14 protein-coding genes and 2 tRNA genes are annotated in these 20,207 nt (G+C 56.8%); 11 read left to right on the top strand and 5 right to left on the bottom strand.

The genetic code is table 11. The features are described 5' to 3' along the window. Positions 1-154: 154 nt before the first annotated feature. The 5 genes from GFN93_RS14405 to GFN93_RS14385 all read right to left on the bottom strand — a co-directional run bounded on the left by GFN93_RS14405 (position 155) and on the right by GFN93_RS14385 (position 6,802). The gene (locus tag GFN93_RS14405) at positions 155-961 is read right to left on the bottom strand and encodes an enoyl-CoA hydratase/isomerase family protein (RefSeq protein ID WP_153501713.1); all 807 of its coding nucleotides are present in this window, start codon (positions 959-961) and stop codon (positions 155-157) included. Between the two features lie 179 nt (positions 962-1,140). Beyond that, positions 1,141-2,298, bottom strand: a complete 1,158-nt coding sequence (locus tag GFN93_RS14400) for an acyl-CoA dehydrogenase family protein (RefSeq protein ID WP_153501712.1) — start codon at positions 2,296-2,298, stop codon at positions 1,141-1,143. A gap of 178 nt (positions 2,299-2,476) precedes the next feature. Then, complete coding sequence (locus GFN93_RS14395; RefSeq protein WP_153501711.1) at positions 2,477-4,087, bottom strand: acyl-CoA carboxylase subunit beta; 1,611 nt, start codon at positions 4,085-4,087, stop codon at positions 2,477-2,479. Next, positions 4,087-4,956, bottom strand: coding sequence for an SDR family oxidoreductase (locus GFN93_RS14390; protein WP_153501710.1), 870 nt, complete (start codon positions 4,954-4,956; stop codon positions 4,087-4,089). Before GFN93_RS14390 ends, GFN93_RS14395 begins: the two co-directional genes overlap by 1 nt. Positions 4,957-5,017: 61 nt before the next feature. Further along, on the bottom strand, positions 5,018-6,802 hold the full coding sequence (locus GFN93_RS14385) for an acyclic terpene utilization AtuA family protein (protein WP_153501709.1): 1,785 nt from the start codon (positions 6,800-6,802) through the stop codon (positions 5,018-5,020). 232 nt (positions 6,803-7,034) lie between these two features. On the opposite strand from GFN93_RS14385, the gene GFN93_RS14380 reads away from it, so the two are divergent. The 11 genes from GFN93_RS14380 to GFN93_RS14330 all read left to right on the top strand — a co-directional run bounded on the left by GFN93_RS14380 (position 7,035) and on the right by GFN93_RS14330 (position 20,186). After that, complete coding sequence (locus tag GFN93_RS14380) at positions 7,035-7,628, top strand: TetR/AcrR family transcriptional regulator (RefSeq protein WP_153501708.1); 594 nt, start codon at positions 7,035-7,037, stop codon at positions 7,626-7,628. After that, positions 7,625-7,822 (top strand): hypothetical protein, encoded by a 198-nt coding sequence (locus tag GFN93_RS14375; protein WP_153501707.1) that lies wholly within the window; start codon positions 7,625-7,627, stop codon positions 7,820-7,822. The genes GFN93_RS14380 and GFN93_RS14375 overlap by 4 nt, the downstream gene beginning before the upstream one ends. Positions 7,823-7,962: 140 nt before the next feature. Next, positions 7,963-8,038 (top strand) — tRNA-Val (locus tag GFN93_RS14370). 28 nt (positions 8,039-8,066) lie between these two features. Next, positions 8,067-8,143 (top strand) — tRNA-Asp (locus GFN93_RS14365). Positions 8,144-8,801: 658 nt separating this feature from the next. Then, complete coding sequence (locus tag GFN93_RS14360; protein WP_153501706.1) at positions 8,802-10,172, top strand: hypothetical protein; 1,371 nt, start codon at positions 8,802-8,804, stop codon at positions 10,170-10,172. A gap of 110 nt (positions 10,173-10,282) precedes the next feature. Then, a complete protein-coding gene (locus tag GFN93_RS14355) occupies positions 10,283-11,356 on the top strand; it encodes a cyclic nucleotide-binding domain-containing protein (RefSeq protein WP_153501705.1) in 1,074 nt (357 codons plus the stop codon). Positions 11,357-11,416: 60 nt separating this feature from the next. Next, positions 11,417-12,307, top strand: a complete 891-nt coding sequence (locus GFN93_RS14350; RefSeq protein WP_328594701.1) for an NAD(+) kinase — start codon at positions 11,417-11,419, stop codon at positions 12,305-12,307. A 55-nt stretch (positions 12,308-12,362) separates the two neighbouring features. After that, positions 12,363-12,635, top strand: a complete 273-nt coding sequence (locus GFN93_RS14345; protein WP_153501703.1) for a YeaC family protein — start codon at positions 12,363-12,365, stop codon at positions 12,633-12,635. A 237-nt stretch (positions 12,636-12,872) separates the two neighbouring features. Continuing rightward, entirely contained in the window at positions 12,873-15,269 is a 2,397-nt protein-coding gene (locus GFN93_RS14340; protein ID WP_153501702.1) for a hypothetical protein, read from the top strand. A 113-nt stretch (positions 15,270-15,382) separates the two neighbouring features. Then, a complete protein-coding gene (pepN, locus tag GFN93_RS14335; protein ID WP_153501701.1) occupies positions 15,383-17,983 on the top strand; it encodes an aminopeptidase N in 2,601 nt (866 codons plus the stop codon). Positions 17,984-18,191: 208 nt separating this feature from the next. Next, positions 18,192-20,186, top strand: coding sequence for a DUF1302 domain-containing protein (locus tag GFN93_RS14330; RefSeq protein ID WP_153501700.1), 1,995 nt, complete (start codon positions 18,192-18,194; stop codon positions 20,184-20,186). The last annotated feature ends 21 nt before the right edge of the window (positions 20,187-20,207 follow it).

Here is a 20,207-nt window from a genome sequence, read left to right as displayed (position 1 = left end):
GGTTGTTCCTTTGTTGAGTTGCACGTTTCAGGCGGAACGTTGCAACGCGAACAGGTTGATTCGCCAAACGACGGACGGTGTCACCGTGTCGAAAGGGCATGTGCGGCAAAACGGGTCTGCTCGGTCAGGCGTCCGGCCGCACTTTGTCTTTGCGTTATTGGTTCCAGCTCGCAGGGCGCTTTTGTACGAAGGCCATGGTGCCTTCCTGGCCTTCCGCACCATTGACGGCGGCGGCGAAATCCACTGCGGCCTGATCGAGTAAGCGGTCCATGGGTTCATGGCCCACCTTGAGTATCAGTGCCTTGGTCACACGGTTGGCGCCTGGCGCACAACGGCGTACCGCTTCAAGCGTATTTCCCAGCGCAGCATCCAGAGCGGCCGAGTCGTTGGCGACCTCATGAACAATCCCCAGGCGCAGGGCTTCCTCTCCCTTGAAGCGAATGCCCGTCAAGGCAAGTCGTCGTGCCTGTGTCAGGCCGATACGCTCTACCACGAAAGGGGCAATCTGGGCGGGGATGACGCCAAGCCCGGTTTCCGGCAACCCAAAAGTGGCATCGCAGTGAGCAAGGGCAATATCAGAAATGCAGGCCAGTCCGAAGCCGCCACCCAACACGGCACCTTCCAGAACAGTGATGATCACCTGGGGCTGTTGATTGGCCGCTGTAATCATCTCGCCGAACCGACGGTTGAGAGAGATATAGGCGTCGCTGTCACCGGCAGCCGCTTTCTGCCGGGCGCCTGCCATATCCTTGATGTCCCCACCGGCACAGAAATGACCTCCGGCCCCGCGCAGTACGATGGCGCGGATCGAGGTGTTCTCTCTCACCGACTCGAACACGGCCATCAGCTCGTTGACCATGTTCAAGCTCATGGCATTGCGGCTATCTGGACGGTTCAGTGTGATATGCAGCACTGGGCCGTCCAGGTCGAGGTTGAGTGTTTCGGTTGTGGGTAAAGTCATAAATCCTCTCTACAGAGCCGCTGCGGGAGCGCCACTTGAGACACCAATAAAAGAGTTGCGAGTCGCGAGTGACGAGTTTCGAAAGGCAACCCAGTCAATGTTTTCCTGGTTTTCGAAACTCATCACTCGAAACTCGCGACGCTTCTGAGTAATCGCGCCGAAAGCGACGATCCTGGGTCTTATTTCTTCTTGCCCGGCAAGATGTCCATGGTCTTGCAGATAATCCCGAGCATCACTTCGTCTGCGCCGCCACCGATGGAGCCCAGGCGGCCGTCACGGTAGAGTTGGCCTGCCGGGTTTTCCCACATGAAGCCATTGCCTCCCCAGTACTGCAGACAGCTGTCGGCCACTTCGCGGCTCAGGCGACCTACCTTCAGCTTGGCCATGGAGGCCAGTTGCAGTACGTCCTTGCCGCTGACGTACATTTCACAGGCACGGTAGGTAAGCGCGCGCAGTGATTCCACTTCTGTCTGCAGTTCGGCGAGACGGAAGTGCACGCTCTGGTTATCGATCAGGGGCATGCCGAAGACCTCGCGATCCTTTGCGTAGGCAATGGTTTCGTCAATCACATGCTGCATGCCCATCAGGCTGTTGGCCGCGGCGAACAGACGCTCTTCCTGGAACTGCATCATCTGCATCATGAAGCCCATGCCTTCCTGCCCGATCAGATTGCGCTGGGGAACGCGCACGTTGTCGAAAAACACCTGGGCGGTTTCAGAGGAGCGCATCCCCAGCTTGTTCAGCGGCTTGTCCACGGTAATGCCGGCGGCATCGCGAGGAACCACGATCAGCGATTTGTTGACATGGGGCTTGTCGTCCGAGGTGCAGGCCAACAGGCAAAAGAAGTCTGCACTGGGAGAGTTGGTGATCCACATCTTGGTGCCGTTAATGACGTAGTCATCACCGTCTTTCTTCGCAGAGGTACGAGTGTTGGCCACATCGGAGCCAGCGTGCGGTTCGGATACGGCAATGGAGGCCACCATATCGCCGGCAATGGCCGGCGCCAGATAATCACGGCGCAGTTCGTCGCTGCCAAAACGGGCCAGGGCGGGTGTTGCCATGTCAGTCTGCACACCGACGGCCAGCGGCACACCACCACAATGCACACGGCCCATCTCCTCACTCATGACCAAACCGTAAGAGTAGTCCAGTCCCATGCCTCCAAACTCTTCAGGCTTGGTTACGCCGAGAAGGCCCAGATCGCCCATCTTCTTGAAGACTTCGTGAATCGGAAAACGCCCGGCGTCTTCCCACTCACGCACATGGGGATTCAGCTCCTTCTCGACAAAATTACGGACGGTGCGGCGAAGTTCTTCGTGTTCCTGAGTGAAAATCATTGGAAGCGTCCTTTTGTTTGGCTCGGTTTACCGAGCGCTTCTTGATCTGTCTTTATTGATGAGTTTGGTGGTTGAGTGAACAGTGAATAGTTAACAGTGAATAGCGAGATCAAAACCACCATGGCTGGCAGGGTCGGGTTTCCGCTGTTAACTGTTCACCATTCACTGTTAACTGCCTCTACAGTCTCGCTACTCCGAACGCGTTCGGGTGTAGCTCCCGCTGATCGGCATCGATACACACATCCAGTGCGTAGGCGACGACCTTGCGGGTATCTCGTGGATCAATGATGCCGTCATCCCAGAGACGGGCGGTGCCGTAAAGGGCGGTGGACTGGCTGTCCAGCTTCTGGGCGGTGGTTTGCTGCAACATCTCCAGCACCTTTTCATCAGGCTCGATACCAGAAGCACGCTGCTTGGCTTCGGCCACAATGCGCAGCACCATGCCGGCCTGCTGGCCACCCATGACCGCCACCTTCGAATTTGGCCAGGCGAAAATAAAGCGAGGGTCGAGACCCCGGCCACACATGGCGTAATTGCCTGCGCCATAGGAGCCGCCGATGACCACGGAAATTTTCGGCACGCGTGCATTGGCCACTGCCTGCAGCATCTTGGACCCATGCTTGATGACGCCGTTCTGTTCGGCATCCGTACCCACCATGAAGCCGGTGGTGTTGTGAAGAAACAGTAGAGGGCGGCGGGTCTGATCACAGAGCTGGATAAACTGTGCGGCCTTGGCTGCGCCCCGGGGGGTGATCGGTCCGTTATTGCCGATAATGCCCACTGGTTTGCCTTCGATGGTGCTCCAGCCACACACGGTGGCGTTGTCCCATTCACTCTTGAAATCAAGAAACTCGGAGCTGTCGACAATGCGGGCAATCACTTCGCGAACATCGTAAGGTTTCTTGGAATCGGCGGGGATCACTCCCAGCAGTTCTTCCGGATCGTAAAGTGGGGCCTGATGCGTTGGCGCAGGTGCTGCCGCACGCTGCCAGCCCAGCACTTTCATCAGCTCGCGGGCCTGACGGATGCCGTCAGCATCATTTTCCACCAGGTATTCGGCTGTGCCGGCAACACCCGCATGCATCTCTGCACCACCCAGCTCTTCATCTGTCGCCACTTCACCGGTGGCCGCTTTCAGAAGCGGGGGGCCCGCCAAAAACATTTTGGCGCGATTGCGCACCACGATGACATAATCCGACAGCCCGGGCTGGTAGGCGCCACCGGCCGTCGCGTTGCCATGTACCACTGTGATCTGTGGCACTCCCGCAGCAGATAATCGGGCCTGATTGGCAAAGCTGCGTGCGCCCTCCACAAATACTTCCGCTGCATAGTTCAGATTGGCGCCGCCGGATTCGGACAGGCTGACGACCGGCAGTTTGTTCTCCAGTGCAATGCGCTGCAGGCGCAGGGTTTTATGCAGGCCAGAGGGGGTCACTGTGCCGCCCTTGATCGCAGAGTTGGAGGCAGTAACCAGACAGCGTACGCCAGACACATAGCCAATACCGGCGATCACGCCGCCGCCAGCCTCGGTGCCATCCTTGTCATCATGCATCTTGTAGCCTGCCAGGTTCATCAGGCTCAGAAAGGGTGAGCCTGGATCCAGCAGCCGTGAGACCCGCTCGTTAGGCAGCAACTGTCCACGTTTTTCGAACTTGGGTCGCTTGCTCTCGGCGGTATCGACCACCTGCTGTTCGATGGCGCGGAATTCCGCCACGGCTGCCAGCAGGGCCTCGCGGTTCTGGCGATATTCCTCGCTCTGGGTATCCAGTGCAGATTCGATGACAGACATTAGAGATCCTTGAACACATCCGGAGTGGTGGAACGGTGGAAGCCGTCGAACGGCTGGCTCTTGTCATGGTCGGGTAGCGGGAAGATGGCGATGTTGCCCTGGCTGGCGGCGCCATCAATACGCAGTGTGTCACCGCTGATAAAAGCGGCAGCATCACTGAGCAAGAAGCAGATGGCACCGGAGACTTCCGATTCGTTGCCCATGCGTTTGAGGGGGACTGCGGCCTTGAGGGTCTTCAACGTCTGCTTGAACCCCTCCGGGTAGGTGTCCATGCCGCTGGACATGATCCAGCCCGGTGCCACCGCATTAACGCGCACCCCGCAACTTCCCCATTCATAGGCTGCGGTCTGGGTGAAGTTCACCATACCGGCGCGGGCTGCGCCGGAGTGACCCATGCCCGGCATCCCTCCCCACATGTCCGCGACGATGTTAACGATGGCACCACCGTTGCGGTTCATGCCCTGGGTAAACACCTCCCGGGCCATCAGAAAGCCGCCGGTAAGATTGGTTCTGACCACCGTTTCCCAGCCTTTCTGGCTGATCAGCGCGAGCGGGGAGGGGAATTGGCCGCCAGCGTTGTTGACCAGACCGTGCACGATTTCAACGGCTTTGTAGACCTCTGCAACAGTGGCCTTTACCGCTTCCTCGTCACGAATATCACAGGCAAAACCGATGGCTTTTCCGCCATCTTCTTCAATCTCGGCGATCACCGTATCCAGCTTTTCCTGCTTGCGACCAATGAGCACCACCTGGGCGCCGAGCGAGGCCAGCTCGTGGGCGGTACAACGACCAATTCCGGAACCGCCGCCGGTAACGATGATGTTCTGGCCGGCGAACAGGTCGGCTTTGAAAACGGAACGGTAGGACATGTTTTTTCCTTATCTTTTGTCGAGGGCGCGGGATGTCAGAAATCCCACGCTGGAATCAAAATCACTTGCCCACTTCGTCAGCGATGGCCTGGCTGACGGGAATCGGCATATCCAGTAATTGCTGAGCAAAGGCTTTGCCTTGCGGGTCGATACGCAGGGAAGCAATACCGCCGCCGCCCAGCGCATTTTTTAGCAAAAAATTGAACGCGTTCATGCCGGGCATGGCCCAGCGCCTGACGCTGCCGCTGTCCGGGTCGAGGACGTGCTGCATATATTCTGCTACGCGCTGCTCAGTGAGTGCCGCGCTGATAAAGGGCAGGTAATCTGGTTTGCGGGCAATGACGCCTATGTTGGCGTGGTTCCCCTTATCGCCGCTCCGCGCCCAGGCCAGTTTCACCAAGGGTACAGCGACGTCGCCATTTGTTTGATTCACCGTGGCATCAGCAGGCAGCTGCCTTGCATCGAAGGGCTGTCCGGCCGGAATCGTTACCGGCACCGTTTCACCATTCACATCCACGGTGACTGGCACCAGGCGTTTGTTCACCAGCGTGGAGAACAGACGTATGCGCGGAAACGGCTTGGGGCGACCGCCGACCAGACCGGACAAGCCCGGAGCCATGCCGGTGGCAGCCTGGGCTATTTCACGGGCAAACAGCCCCAGTGCTTTCTTGTCATCGTGCAGTGCCGCGATCTTCACCACGACTTCGCGGGTATCGCTGCGCCGGGCTTGTTCACCATAGGTACTCTCACTGCCCAGAATTTCGACGCTGGTTTCCCGGAACGGGGGCATGCCCAGCTGCTGGAACAGGCCACTGACCTTTTTCAGAATGGCATTGGCGACCACGGTTCCTTTTTCCGGGGCATCGATTCCGCCCATCAGGAAAGAAGCGGTGATCTTGTTGCCGTCAGGATAGGTGGCAGACACCTTGTAACTTTCGGTGGGCGCACGGCCACGGGCGCCGCGGACGCTCACCCGGTTTTCCCCCACCTGTTCCAGTGTCACTCCGGTGAAGTCACAAACCACATCGGGTAGCAGGTAAGCCCGGGGGTCACCGATTTCATAAACGATTTGTTCGCCCACCGTGGCCGGGGTCACCAGGCCACCGGTGTTGACGGGTTTGGTGATGATGAACTGGCCGTCAGCAAAGCACTCGGCGATAGGGAAACCCATATTGTGAAAGTCGGGTACTTCGCGCCAGTCGGTAAAGTTTCCGCCGGTGCACTGAGCGCCGCATTCGATCACGTGGCCGGCTAGTGAGCCCTGGGCCAATTTGTCGTAATCGTTTTCTGCCCAGCCGAACTCATGCATCAATGGGCCCAGTACCAGCACCGAGTCGGCAATACGGCCAGTGAGAACAATGTCGGCCCCTGCGTCCAGCGCGGCCTTGATCGGCAGTGCCCCCAGGTAAGCGTTCATGGTCAGGGTCATGGGGGGCAGGGGAGTATCACTATCCAGTTCGCAGGCATCGGTAAATTCATTGCGGCGTGGGTTCAGGTCATCGCCCTCAACCAAGGCGATATTCAGCTCTACGCCAGCGGCGGAAAACGCGTTCTGGAGCGCCTCGCGGCAGGCGCGGGGATTCACGCCGCCAGCGTTACTGATCACCTTGATCTTCTTGGCCTTGATGTCTTTGGCCAGCGGGGCCATGACATTGTTGACAAAGTCGTGCGCATAGCCAGCGCTGGGGTCTTTCATCCGCGCCCCTGCCATGATGGACAGGGTCACCTCTGCCAGGTAATCAAACACCAGGTAGTCGATGTCTGCTTGTTTGACCAGTTGAAAGGCCGCACTGTTGGTGTCGCCCCAGAAACCGGCGGCACAGCCGATGCAAATCGGATCGGTCATGTTGGCTCCATTTGCCTGTTTGAGCATGGTCTCGTAAGCTACCAAGCAAGCGCTTGGTTTGTAAAGTGCTGTACATAACAATACGTTCAATTCGTGGTTTCGAAAAGGCGTGAGTTTTTCTGGCGCGGGGTTGGCACTTCAGGTGCTGACAGTGGTCAAGTCTGGCTGCAGCTCAAGGCTTGCAGCTTGTGACTGTCCTGAGATAATGCCGGCACACAAAATGAGGGTACCAATGGCTGAGTCACTGGCAATCAACGGAATTGATGATTCTCCCCGCGGGCGATTGCTCAGCGCGGCGGCACACCTGTTTCGGGATAAGGGGTTTGACCGGACCACGGTGCGCGATATTGCCGCATCGGTGGGCATCCAGAGTGGCTCGATCTTCCACCATTTCAAGAGCAAGGAGGACATCCTCTATGCGGTGATGGAAGAGGTTATCCACTTCAATACGGCGCGGTTGCAAAAGGCGGTGGCCGGAGAGGTGACCGCTGAGGGGCGATTGCGGGCGCTGATTCGTGAGGAGCTGCAGTCTATTGTTGGCGATACGGCGGAAGCCATGACAGTGATGGTGACCGAGTGGCGCTGCCTGAGTGAAGACAGGCAGCGCAAGGCCTTGGCACTGCGCAGCATCTATGAGCAGCTGTGGCTGGATGCGCTGAATGACCTGCACGCCGAGGGTGCCATCAAAACCGACCCTTTCATCATGCGGCGCTTATTGACCGGAATGATTGGTTGGACCCCGAACTGGTTCGATCGTGATGGGCCGCTGAGCCTTGATGGTCTGGCTGACATCATGCTCGCCCGCGTCATCGGGGAGAAAGCATGATCGGCAACGCCATGGCCTGGGGGAAAACCGGCTACACCATTCTCGAGGAGGGTGAGTTAAACCGGGAAACCTGGGCGCTGGATATTCATCACTACCTTATTGCACAGCCCAATGGGGAAAATCTGCCTGGCCGCTTCACGTTGGAGGAGGCCCGGGCAAAAATTGAAGCCATAGAAGCGGATCTGGGCGGTTGAGCGGAGATATTCTGGTCATTTAGACCAAGTTTTGCACGTTTCGGCCATTTTGTAGGCAAACGAACATTTTTCTGCAAAAAGCCGTTGACACCCCCGGCCCAATCCCTAAAATGGCGCCCACTTCGCAGCGACGCGAACAAGGGTGATTAGCTCAGCTGGGAGAGCATCTGCCTTACAAGCAGAGGGTCGGCGGTTCGATCCCGTCATCACCCACCAAAATTTGAAAGAATTCCGTAAGGAATGTGGAGCGGTAGTTCAGTTGGTTAGAATACCGGCCTGTCACGCCGGGGGTCGCGGGTTCGAGTCCCGTCCGCTCCGCCACTATTCAGCAAGAAAGGCTCTCAGAAATGAGGGCCTTTTTTGTTTCAAGAGATGCTGCATGCACCACGCTTCACGCAGCACGCCCGCTTTTTTCCTCGCCTTCCTGTCTTTGGTCCTCCAGTGCCGCATGCCGCGTGTTGCGTCTCCCTTAATGAACTTGTCATGTTTCGGGTGTCTAATCCCATTCACAACAAATGAAATGACAAGTCAGAATCAAGATAAAAAGGAGCAATACCATGGAAGAACTGTTTGAAGAACGCCTTGAGCAAAGGCAATTGATGGAGAGCCTGGAAGAGTGGCTGGAAGATGATGGCTGGGCTGATGACGGTGAGGAACTTTGATCCTCCCGTCTTTCCCTGCTTGCCCCTTCCCCTGCTGAACCTGGTTCCCTCAATTCCTCCTCTCTGCTGGACCCCGGCTTGCCGGATGCAATTTTTCATATAAATCCCACAACGTGATCCCGGTTATGGTTGCTGTCACCCGTCTGCGGCATGCTTGACGGTCGAATGTGCTTTTTTTTGCGAGCCATTCAGGTCAAACTTCGCTTTTGGGGCTGACTATAATTGGCAGCAATCTGACCCAGGATGTCACATCGGGATGTGTCGTCGTTTCTGGTCAGGTGCCATTTACAATAAATTCAGGGAAAGGAAAGGCACACATGTCTGCATCCGCAGTGACGTCCGAAGCCATTCTGTTTTTTGATCATCGGGGTATCAGCAAGAGCATGCTGTACTCGGATTTCGAAGCCATCCTTGATGGCATGGTGGGCGTGCCGGAGTTTACCGATAAGGAAGTTCGTGGCGCTTACTGTCTTGTGAATGGTCACTTGAAAGTGACGGCAATGGTGTTGTTCACCATCGACTTTGATGAAGATGGCATGGCCGATACCACCTGGAATGTGCCTCTCCGTCACCTTGCGGAACACGGAGCCCAGGGCCCCGACATGGGGGCTGGCCCGATTCGTCTTGCCTGTCGCAGCCAGTGCCCGGTGGCCTGGCATCAGGATCAGCTTTGGGACCCAGGAATGAAGCCGGGCGCCAATGACTTTATTGCCATTCGCGATTTGATACTCGAGCGTGGGCCCAAGATGGGGCTCGAAATCGATGATGATATGGACACCGCTGCGCCGAAAGCACCGCCAGTGCTGGCAGGGCAGGCGCCTACCGTCAGGCCCGATGACGATGAGGCTCGTCGTAAGGACGATGAAGAGCGGGTGCGCCTCGCACGAATCATCAAAGAGCTGCGCCTGCGGGTGCAGACCCTGGAAAACTCCCAGACCGAAGAAGTCGCCAAGCTTCGTTATGCCACCCAGCAGAAGGAAGAAATTCTCAATGCGCAGCTGGAGAAGGTTCTGGGCCAGTTCAAGGCGCTGAAGGCACAGAACGGCGCGTTGCGGGAACAGAATGACTCGCTGAAGGCGCAGGTGCTTAGCCTGAACCGCAGCCTTGAAGAGCAGAGCCACCAGAGCGCCAACCAGGGCAGTGAGCTGGAGGTGCTGACAGAGCAGTACAAACTGGCACTTGAGCAGCGGCTGGAAGAAGAGCGCGCCAAGTTGTCCGAGCAGATCCATGCCAAGGAAATGGATGTGCTGACCCGCGATGACCTGATTGGCCAGCTCAAGGAGCAGATTGTTGATCTCAAGCGCAATCAGGCCAAGGAGGCCAACAGCGGTGCCCAGAAAGTGCTGGAAAAGCTGGAGGACCTGGGGCTGAGCTTTATCGCCTTCCATCCGGGCGCGGGGCATATCTCTATACCGGCCGAGCAGATGGCAGAATACATGGAGAACCCGGTAGCGTTTGCGGCCCGCAAATGTCTGGTGACCGAGGATCATTACCGTGCCTGGCTGGCCCACTATGAAAACCCGGTGTGTCAGGTGAGTGCGGGTGTGGATGGCCAGGTGTGCGGCAAGCGGGTAATCCGTGTGGAAGTGCCCAACCAGTTCAAGCCGGGCGTTTCTGATCGTAATGCCAACCGTTGCCCGAACTGCCGGAATGACTCTGCCATCGATAATGTGCTGAAGTTCCGGTAAACAAAAACTGTGAACCAGTTCCTCTTTGTGCGGAAGTGGTCGGCTTTTTGCAGATGTTAGTCTGGATATAACCAGAAGACGCGTGATCAAAAAGACCGGGAGCGGCAGTTATGGCGCGAGAATCCATAGATAAAAGCCTTTTGCAGACGTTTGTACCAGTGAATGCCTTGTCCGGGGACCAGCTGGACTGGCTGCTGGATCAGCAGGAGGTGTGCCGCTATGTGTCAGGTGATGTCCTTTTTTCGTTAGGTGACGAGGACAACACCACGATTTATCTGCTCAGCGGCAAAGTGGAACTCACCGATGAGTATGGCAAGACCGAGGTGGTCAGTGCCGGTGACTCTGCCTCCTGGCACCCACTGGATCATGCCCAGCCCCGTCGTAGCACGGCGCGGGCGTTATCCGAAGTCAGTGTCGTGCGTTTTGACAGCTTCCGACTGGACACCATTCTGTCCTGGGATCAGTCTGCCGGTTACGTGATCCTCGATATCAATGCCAATTCCGCCTATCAGAATGACCGTGAGTGGATGATTCGTCTGCTGCGATCCAAGCTGTTTCACCGGGTGCCCCCCACCAACATCCTCGAAATCTTCCGCCGTCTTCGTGCTTTCCGTCAGAAGGAAGGCGACGTGATTATCCGTCAGGGAGAGGCTGCAGATTGCTGCTATATCCTCAAGGAAGGGGTCTGCGAGGTTGCGGTGAGCATGGGCGATAGTGAGCCAACCCCGGTCGCGATGCTGGAAGAGGGGCAGTGGTTCGGTGAGGAGGCGCTGTTGTCCGGCAAGCCCCGGAACGCCACCGTGACCATGGCCACTGATGGCGTGCTGATGCGACTGGATCGCAAGGACTTTGACGCTCTGCTGCGTGAGCCGATCATCAATACCCTTCCACTGGACAAGGTGCAGGAGGCGCTAGACAAGGGTGCCACCTGGCTGGATGTGCGGACCAGTGACGAGTATGACCAGGGTCATATTGAGGGCGCCAGCAACATGCCTCTCAATGTACTGCGCTTGAAGTCCCGCCTTCTGGACCCCTCCAGAACCTACGTGGCCTACTGCGATACAGGAAGACGTAGCGCAACCGCGGCATTTTTGTTAAAAAACGCCGGCTTGGATGTAATCGTCCTGGATGGCGGTCTTAACGGTAATACTGCTACCCTGAACGAGAGCATGACCCAGGGGTGATCGCTGCTGACGGTAGCGGCCCCCCGCAACCGACAGCAGCAACCGCTGCCCAGGATCTCTGTGGCGCAAGAAAAGTTTCGTAATATCGGTCTGATTGTCCGTTCTGAAAGTGAGCAGGCGTTGTATTCGCTGCGCCAGCTTATTCACTTTCTGCACGGTCGTGATTGCACCGTCATCCTCGATAATCGCATCATCGACAGCCTTCCCGAGATGGGGCTTCAGGCGGCATCCCCTGCACAAATGGGTGAATCCTGCGACCTGGTCATCGTGGTGGGCGGAGATGGCAGTCTGCTCGGGGCAGCCCGTACCCTGGCACGCTACAAGGTGCCGGTGCTGGGCGTGAACCGAGGGCATCTGGGCTTCCTGACTGACATCCTTCCCTCGGAAATCGAGTCACGGGTGGGGCAGGTGCTGGATGGTGAGTACACCACCGAGAAGCGCTTCCTGCTGGATATGGAGGTTCGCCGCGGTAAGGCCGTGGTGGGCGAGGGCAGTGCATTGAACGATGTGGTGCTGCTGTCCGGTGACAGCGTCCACATGATCGATTTTGAGCTCGGGATCGACGGGCACTTTGTTTATGGTCAGCGCTCAGATGGCCTGATTATCTCCACGCCCACGGGGTCTACCGCGTATGCGCTGTCCTGCGGAGGCCCGATCATGCACCCCAAGCTGGATGCCATGGTGCTGGTGCCGTTGAACCCGCATACCCTGACCAGTCGGCCACTGGTCGTGGCCGGGGATTCCGAGATCAAGATTCATATCACCACCGAGAAAGTGCGTCCTTTGGTGAGTTGCGATGGCACCGAAGGCATCCGCCTGCAGGTCGATGACGTTATCGTGATTCGCAAGAAGCCTCATCGTCTGCATCTTATTCATCCGCCAGGTCATGATTTCTATCAGGCCTGCCGGTCCAAGCTGGGCTGGAGCACCCGCCCGGGCGACGCCAATTGACGTATTCCTGTAAGGGGTCTGTGCAATCTGTAGCTGACCCAAGAGAGCCGATGCCATGACCTACCAAAGCTTTGAAGACCTGATCGCCACCATGACCCCGGAAATCTGCGACAACATGCGTCGTGCGGTGGAGTTGGGGAAATGGCCTGATGGCCGCACCCTGAGCAAAGAGCAGCGCGAGCTATGCATGCAGGCGGTGCTGGCCTGGGAAGCGAAGAACCTGCCGGAGGAAGAGCGGACGGGTTACATGGAGCAGGCGTGTAAAGGTGACAAGGACGAAGTGCCGGAACAGCCTGTGACGGTGCGTGGACCAGATACATTGCAGTGAATTGCCTGGCGTGAAGGGTGACTGACAGGTCATCATTTAATTGGCCCTTCGGGAGATTTTGCTTTCTACTGGCATTGGTCGCTGGCGTTACATAATGTAATCTTCGTATAAGACCAATACCAAGTCAGGTCTTTGTCGGCTGACCTGAATGGGTTCACAGGCTTCTGTCTGTACCAATACTTTCCCCCTTGCGGGTAGTAGTTGAAGAATTAAATAACAAACGGTTCGGGAGACCACATGCACATTTATAAGAAAGTACTGCCTGTCGCAGTTGCTATGGCGCTGGCTGCCTGCGGCGGCGGAAGCGATAGGGTTGAGGACCAAAGTGAAGGCGCAACTTTCCTTGGTACCTATCCCAAGTTCAATCCGGTAACGTCGGATCTGCCTCTCAACACGGACCTGATTTTTGCTGCTGCGGCAACCAGTGACGGTACGGCCAATGTCGGGGTGCCTGAGAATGCCATCGAGGCGGCAGTAAACGCGCTCGACGGTTTCTCCACCACTGCCTACTTTGATATTGGTTTTGCGGGCGGCAGCATTGATGCATCGACCATTTGTGTACCCGGTGGTTGTGAAGGCCTGCCGAATGTTTATCTTGTGCCGCTGGATACCAGTGATGGCGATGGGGACGCGCTGAATCCGGCCAACATCGCAGGCGTTAACCAGGCCGCGTTTGGTACCACCGCTATCAGCGCTTCTGTTGTGTCTTTGAATGGCGGGACTGACAATACGCTGCGAATTACTCCTTTGCGCCCTTTGCTCCCGAAAACCAAGTATCTGGTGTTCGTGACCAACAGCGTCCTTGATGCTGACGGTGATCCGATCAAGCCCTCTACGTCCTACAATCTCCTTGGCGAGAACGAGCCGGCCGTTTCGGATTCCCTTGCTGCTGTTCGTGGGGCGATTCAGGGTTGGGAAACAATCGCAGGCGGTTTGCTCAATGCCCTTTCTGGTGGCTTGATTCCTGTCGAGGTGGCCAAGGATTCTGTTGCGATTTCCTACACCTTTACCACCACCGATCCCCAAACTCCTCTTACCGCAATGGCGGCTCCACGAGGAGCGATCGCATTCTCCCAGATTGAGGCTGGCGTGCCGGCACAAGCCGCACTGCAGAATGCGTCCGATCTGGAAGCGGGCCAGTTCCTTAGTACGCCAAAAGCGCGCAACGTTGCGGTCAGCCATGAGACTGGTGTTGATTTCAATGCTTTGACTCAGGGTGCGCTGGGCGCCGGTGTGGGCAAGCTCTATACCGGAGCCATTGACCTGCCTTACTACCAGTCTGCCCCTGCCAGCGCTCTGGACTTCAGCTTCCTTCAGAAATCATGGACTGCAGACCAGGTACTCGGTTCCCAGCTGGGTGAGGGCATCCCGCCCATGGATGTGGACGGTAGCTACAATGTGACCTACAGGTATCCGTTTGCGGCACAGACTGGAACCGAAACGGTGCCCCTGCAGGTTACTCTGCCCAACCCTGCTCTGGCTCCTTCAGAGCTAGGTGGTGCTACGTGTGCCAATGTTCGTGATAATGCGGGTTATCCGACAGTGATCTATGTGCATGGCATCACCAGTGACCGAACTTCTGTGGTGGCATTGGCTCATACTCTGGCTTCTCGTTGTATCGCTACCGTGGCCATTGATTTACCGATGCACGGTGTGCCGGCCAACAGCGCCTTCGCGGCCGCACTCAACGTGGAAAATAGTGCGCTGATTCCGTTCTCCGCCATTTACAATGGCCTTGGTCTGCATGAGCGACATTTCAATGTGGCACAGGATGCGTCTGGTAATCCGGTCCCGATGAACTTCGAGTCTCCGACGGCACTGGATGGTTCCGGTAGCTGGTTCATTAACCTGGCGGACCTGAAGAATACCCGTGACAACTTGCGCCAGGGCGTGATGGATCTGCTGAACTTGAACGCCAGTTTGGGGGCGATCAGCGCCTTGAATATTGACGGCAATGGTGCGCTGGATACCAGCAAGGTGAGCGTGGTAGGGGTTTCCCTGGGTGCGATTGTGGGTACTGCCTTCACTAGCACCAACCAGGTTGCCATTTCTACGGACTCCAATTTTGGAGGAAGCAATCTCAATCCTGTCAGAGGCTTTGTGGCGTCCGTGGGCGGTACCCAATTGTCTCATCTGCTCAATAATTCCCAGGCGTTTGCGCCCAGAATTCAGGCAGGCCTTGCGGCTAATGGCGTTAATGTGGGGACTTCCAACTACGAAAGCTTCCTCTACGTTGCGCAGAGCACCGTTTCCTCCGGTGACCCGGTGAACTTTGCAGGCAGTGTTGGTGCTCTGGCGGTAGCTGGCCTGCCCGTGCTGATACAGCAGGTCAATGGTGATACCGTTGTGCCGAACGGTGACCCTTCGCTGCCCATGATGGGGACAGCGGGTCTGGCGACTTTGTCTGGCGCTGTGCAACTGTCTCCAGGTGCTGTTGATCTGACGAGTCAGGGCAATGCCGGTATCGTCAAGATGACCGCGGGCGGACATGGCTCCCTGCTGACCCCGTCAGGTGGTGCGCAGCAGGTGACCGCAGAAATGCAGGCTCAGGTCATGAGTTTCGTGCTCTCTGGCGGTACTCAGGTGCTCATCGGCTCCCAGGCGCCGGCTGACATTGAGGCTGTTGGTCCGTAAGGCCGATTCCTCATAGATTTATCGTGAAAAAACAACACCCCGCTTCGGCGGGGTGTTGTCGTTTTCGGGACGCGTTAAACTGTCTGAATCTTTCCTTTGTATGGAGTTGTTGCATGGAAACTGCCCACGCCGCTGTCACCACGCGTCTTTCTGATTACCAGCCTCCAGCTTATCTGGTGGATAGCGTGAACCTGGATGTGGATATTCGTGATGGCGTGACTACTGTCACCAGCGAGCTGGCGTTACGACGCAATCCTGAAGCGGCGGTTTCCGATACCATGTCCTTTAACGGGGAAGGCTTGGTTATTCGTTCCCTTGCTCTGGATGGCAAGGTGTTGGAGGAGGGTGAATATCGCTATGAAAATGGCGAGCTGCGCCTGTCCGGGTTGCCCGAACAGGCAACCCTGATTTCTGTTGTCGACATTGAGCCGGAAAAGAATACCGCCCTGGAAGGGCTCTACATGTCCAATGGCATGTACTGCACTCAATGTGAGGCTCAGGGCTTTCGTCACATCACGTTTTTCCCTGACCGCCCGGATGTGCTGTCCCGTTTTTGCACCACGGTCCGAGCGGACAAAAAACGCTACCCCTTGCTGCTCTCCAACGGGAATCCGGTGGAGCAGGGCGAAGAAGGGGAGCGGCACTGGGTCACCTGGGAAGATCCGTTCCCCAAGCCTTGTTACTTGTTTGCGTTGGTAGCTGGGAATTTGGCCTGTCTGGAAGACCGCTTCGTTACGGCATCCGGTCGTGAAGTCGCTTTGCGCCTCTATGCCGAGCACCGTGATCTGGACAAGCTGGACCACGCCATGGCATCGCTCAAGCATGCCATGCGTTGGGATGAGCAGACTTATGGTCGTGAGTACGACCTGGATATCTACATGATCGTGGCGGTAAGCCACTTCAACATGGGCGCCATGGAAAACAAGGGGCTCAATATCTTCAACACCTCCTGTGTGCTGGCGCATCCGGCGACCACGACTGATGCGGGTTTCCAGCGGGTGGAATCGGTGGTGGCCCATGAGTACTTCCATAATTGGTCCGGTAACCGGGTGACCTGCCGTGATTGGTTCCAGCTCAGCCTGAAAGAAGGCTTTACCGTCTTCCGTGATCAGATGTTTTCGGCAGACATGAACTCCGCGGCGGTGCAGCGGGTGAATGATGTGGATTTTCTGGTCAACCATCAGTTTCCAGAAGACCAGGGGCCCATGGCTCATCCTGTGCGTCCCGCCGAGTACCAGAAGATCGATAATTTCTACACGCTGACAATCTACGAGAAAGGGGCCGAGATTGTCCGCATGCAGTATCACCTTTTGGGAGCAGAGAGTTTTCGCAAGGCAACGGATCTCTACTTCGACCGGTTTGATGGCCAGGCGGTCACCTGCGATGACTTTGTTGATTGCATGGAAGAAGTGTCCGGTATGGATATGGGGCAGTTCCGGCGCTGGTACAGCCAGGCTGGCACGCCAATTCTGTCAGTCACAAGCGAGCAGAGCGGTGATACTTACTCACTCACCTTCAGGCAGCAAACGCCACCGACCCCGGGGCAGTCTGACAAGCAACCGTTGGTCATTCCTGTCAGGTTGGCGCTGCTGGACAAGGCGGGTGAGCCGGTCGCACTGGATGACACCGGTCTCAGAGAGACCGTGTTGATTCTCCGTGAGCAGGAGCAAACCTTCCAGTTTCCGGTTGGTCAAACCGTGACGCCTTCCCTGCTGAGAGGGTTCTCGGCTCCGGTGGTGCTGGAGTTTGACTACCGCGCCGACCAGCTGGCGACCCTGCTGGCCCATGATACGGATGGCTATTGCCGCTGGTCTGCCGCGCAGCGGCTTTACTTCGCTGCATTGGATCGACTGGTGACAGGTCACGGCAAGGCCGAGGATGAAGCGCTGAAGCTGGCGCCGGTACTGGAGCAGGTGATCGAGCGCGCGGGAGAAGATGCCGCTCAGGCAGCATTGCTGCTGACCCTGCCCACGGAGGTGGCGTTGGGTGACCGGCACACACCGCTGGATCCTTCAGCCATTCATTCTGCCCACCAGCAGTTGAAGCGGGCGTTGGGGCGGGCTTTACAGGCACAGTGGCTCTCGCTGTCGGAAAACCTGCTCGCTACCGAGCTGCAAATGGATGGGGTGGCCATGGGCCGCCGGCAGTTGCGTAACCTGGCGCTGGATTACCTGGCGGCGGGTGAACACAAGGAAGCCGCACGTATCGCGGTGGAGCTCTTCGAATTGCCATTGTGCATGACAGAGGAGCTGGGTGCCCTGCGCGTACTGGTTCATCATCGCCTGCCGGGTGCCGAGCTGGCGCTAAAGCAGTTCGCCGAGAAGTGGAAAGAGGAAGCGTTGGTCATGGATCAGTGGTTCTCCGTGCAGGCGTCAGTACCTGGCGAAACCACGGTGGAATCAGTTGCCGCTCTGCTTGAACATCCGGCCTTTGACTGGAAGGTGCCCAATCGGGTTCGTTCCGTGCTGGGAGCCTTGGCGGGCAACCCTTCGGCGTTCAATACCGACGAGGGCTATGCGCTCTTCACCCGGGCGCTGGCAACCGTGGATGCATTGAATCCGCAGATTGCGGCACGTATTGGTAACGCTGCGGCGCGTTTGCACAAGCTTGAATCAGGGCGGCAGCGGGCCTTTCGGACATTATTGCAAGGGGTCAATGACAAGGCGTCACCAAATTTGAGCGAAGTGCTGAGCCGGATACTGGGCAGTAGGTAGTCAGTAGTTGCATACCATCGGACCGTTGTAAAAAGTGACTGGCCGGTCGTAAATCGCCTGTAAGGGGGGATTTATTTTAGGTTTCAATGTGTAAGAATTAGGTATTAGCTGTCTGTGGCGTGTTTCAGTAGGAAAGATGGGATCTGAGCCTCGCGTAGGGACACGGCAGCAAGAACAATAAAGCCATTTGGCAACTCGGAGTAGCTACATGAACAATAACCACCTGCGTAGAACCAGGCTGGCGCTTGCTGTCGCCAGTGTCACAGCCCTCGGGGCTTTCTCTGCACCTGCCTCAGCGGTTCAACTCGAATTTGAAAATCCGGACTGGCAAGGCCGTCTGGATACGGCCTTGTCTGTGGGTGCGCTGTTCCGTACGGAGTCCCAGGATTCCATGCTGGCGGCCACCGGTGATGTGGTAGACATGACCAAGGCGGGTTTTGGCTCCCAGATCAACAAGAACGATGCCAACAACAACTATGACACCGGTCTGGCGTCACTGGTTTACAAGATCACCCCTGAACTGGCACTGGACTGGCAGGGCACGTACGGCATGTTCCTGCGTGCAACCGCTTTCTATGATCAGCAAATCATGGGTGGCGGGCATGATGGCGGCATCTTGAATGCGTCAGCTCCTTTTGTGCCGGGCAACGGATTTACTCGCTACGCTACTTACTCTGACTACGCGAACAATGGCACCGGTGACGACTTTACCAGTGACGCAGAGCGTTATGCCGGTGAGCGTGCGCGTCTGCTGGATGCATATGTGTGGGGCAACTTCGATGTTTTCGAGCGCCCACTGAATGTCCGCCTGGGTCAGCAGGTGATTAACTGGGGTGAAGCCCTGTTCATGCAGAATGGTGTGAATACGGCGAACTACTTTGACCTTAACGCACTGCGTCTGCCGGGCTCCGAAATCAAGGAAGCCTTGCTGCCACTGGATAGCGTTTACTTCTCCTATGGCCTGACCTACAACGCGACTCTGGAAGGTTTCTACCAGTTCGAGTGGAAAAACTCCGAGGACGCGCCCACCGGTACCTATTTCTCTACCCATGATGCCTTCCCTGGCAAAGGGGCGGATAACGTGATTCTGGACGGTCGCGTTATCGCGTTGAGCGCAGGCGCACCTGGCCTTGAAAATGCGTTCGCTGCCTATACCGCTGCTACGTATTCTGACTATCAGTATGAGGCTACGCAGGTCACCGTTGATCGTATCCGTGATCTCGAAGCAGATGACAACGGCCAGTTCGGTCTTGCCTATCGCTACTTTGCGGAAAACCTGAATGGGACGGAGTTTGCGCTGTACTACACCCGCACTCATTCTCGTACTCCTGTTGTAGGTGCGCGACTCAACAATGTGCAGGCAGCTCAAGGTGGTGGTGCGGGCGCAATCCCACTGATCATCGATACTGCTGAGTACCAGATGGCGTATGCCGAAGATCAGGACATGTTTGGCGGTAGCTTCAATACCAGCCTTGGCAATATGTCTCTGGCTGGTGAGATCGCCTACCGTCCCAAGCGTGCCATCATCAACGAAGGTGGTGACAACCTGATTGCTGCACTTGCGGGAGCGGCAGGCCAGTCAGCGCTCAGCCCGGCTCCTGTTACGTTGGGTGATCTGACTGGGCACTGTGTCCGCGCCGAGATGGGTGGCAGCTGCTTGTCTTCCGATAGTGAAGTTCAGGACGGCCAGCTCTACTACTTCTATGACGAAGTGGAAAGCTACAACGGTTCATTGGTGAGCATTTTCAACTTCGGCCCGACCTTTGGCGCTGATGGTTTGATCGCGCTGCTTGAGCTGGGTGTGGAGCATATCGAAGGTCTGGAAAATCCCGACCTGGAATACAACTCCACGGCCGCCATTCTGGACAGCGAAGCCCAGATTCTGAGCCCGGATGACCCGAACAAGTACTACATGGACCCGACGTCCTGGGGTTACCGTGCGGTGGTGAAGGCCGATTACAGCAACGTTTTTGCCGGCATCTCCATGAGCCCGAGCGTTCGTTTTGCTCATGATGTTAACGGCAACTCACCCATTGGCGGCAACTTTATGGAAGATCGTAAAGCTGCGACCTTGGGCCTGAATTTTCTGTACTTGAACAACCTGGAAGTGGGCATGTCTGCTACCTCCTTCTGGGGTGCCAACTATTCCAACAAACTGGCCGACCGAAACAACGCTTCGGTTTCTGTTAAGTACTCTTTCTAATTTTTTTCCGGGCCGCAGGGC

This window comes from Alcanivorax sediminis (genome assembly GCF_009601165.1).
Taxonomy (GTDB): domain Bacteria; phylum Pseudomonadota; class Gammaproteobacteria; order Pseudomonadales; family Alcanivoracaceae; genus Alcanivorax; species Alcanivorax sediminis.
This window is presented reverse-complemented; position numbering and strand designations above follow the sequence as displayed.

Coding starts and splice junctions, on each gene's coding strand:
- pepN (WP_153501701.1), top strand. CDS start 15,383: ATGGAAACTGCCCACGCCGCTGTCACCACGCGTCTTTCTGATTACCAG.
- GFN93_RS14375 (WP_153501707.1), top strand. CDS start 7,625: ATGATCGGCAACGCCATGGCCTGGGGGAAAACCGGCTACACCATTCTC.
- GFN93_RS14345 (WP_153501703.1), top strand. CDS start 12,363: ATGACCTACCAAAGCTTTGAAGACCTGATCGCCACCATGACCCCGGAA.
- GFN93_RS14385 (WP_153501709.1), bottom strand. CDS start 6,802: ATGACCGATCCGATTTGCATCGGCTGTGCCGCCGGTTTCTGGGGCGAC.
- GFN93_RS14380 (WP_153501708.1), top strand. CDS start 7,035: ATGGCTGAGTCACTGGCAATCAACGGAATTGATGATTCTCCCCGCGGG.
- GFN93_RS14400 (WP_153501712.1), bottom strand. CDS start 2,298: ATGATTTTCACTCAGGAACACGAAGAACTTCGCCGCACCGTCCGTAAT.
- GFN93_RS14340 (WP_153501702.1), top strand. CDS start 12,873: ATGCACATTTATAAGAAAGTACTGCCTGTCGCAGTTGCTATGGCGCTG.
- GFN93_RS14390 (WP_153501710.1), bottom strand. CDS start 4,956: ATGTCCTACCGTTCCGTTTTCAAAGCCGACCTGTTCGCCGGCCAGAAC.
- GFN93_RS14355 (WP_153501705.1), top strand. CDS start 10,283: ATGGCGCGAGAATCCATAGATAAAAGCCTTTTGCAGACGTTTGTACCA.
- GFN93_RS14330 (WP_153501700.1), top strand. CDS start 18,192: ATGAACAATAACCACCTGCGTAGAACCAGGCTGGCGCTTGCTGTCGCC.
- GFN93_RS14360 (WP_153501706.1), top strand. CDS start 8,802: ATGTCTGCATCCGCAGTGACGTCCGAAGCCATTCTGTTTTTTGATCAT.
- GFN93_RS14405 (WP_153501713.1), bottom strand. CDS start 961: ATGACTTTACCCACAACCGAAACACTCAACCTCGACCTGGACGGCCCA.
- GFN93_RS14395 (WP_153501711.1), bottom strand. CDS start 4,087: ATGTCTGTCATCGAATCTGCACTGGATACCCAGAGCGAGGAATATCGC.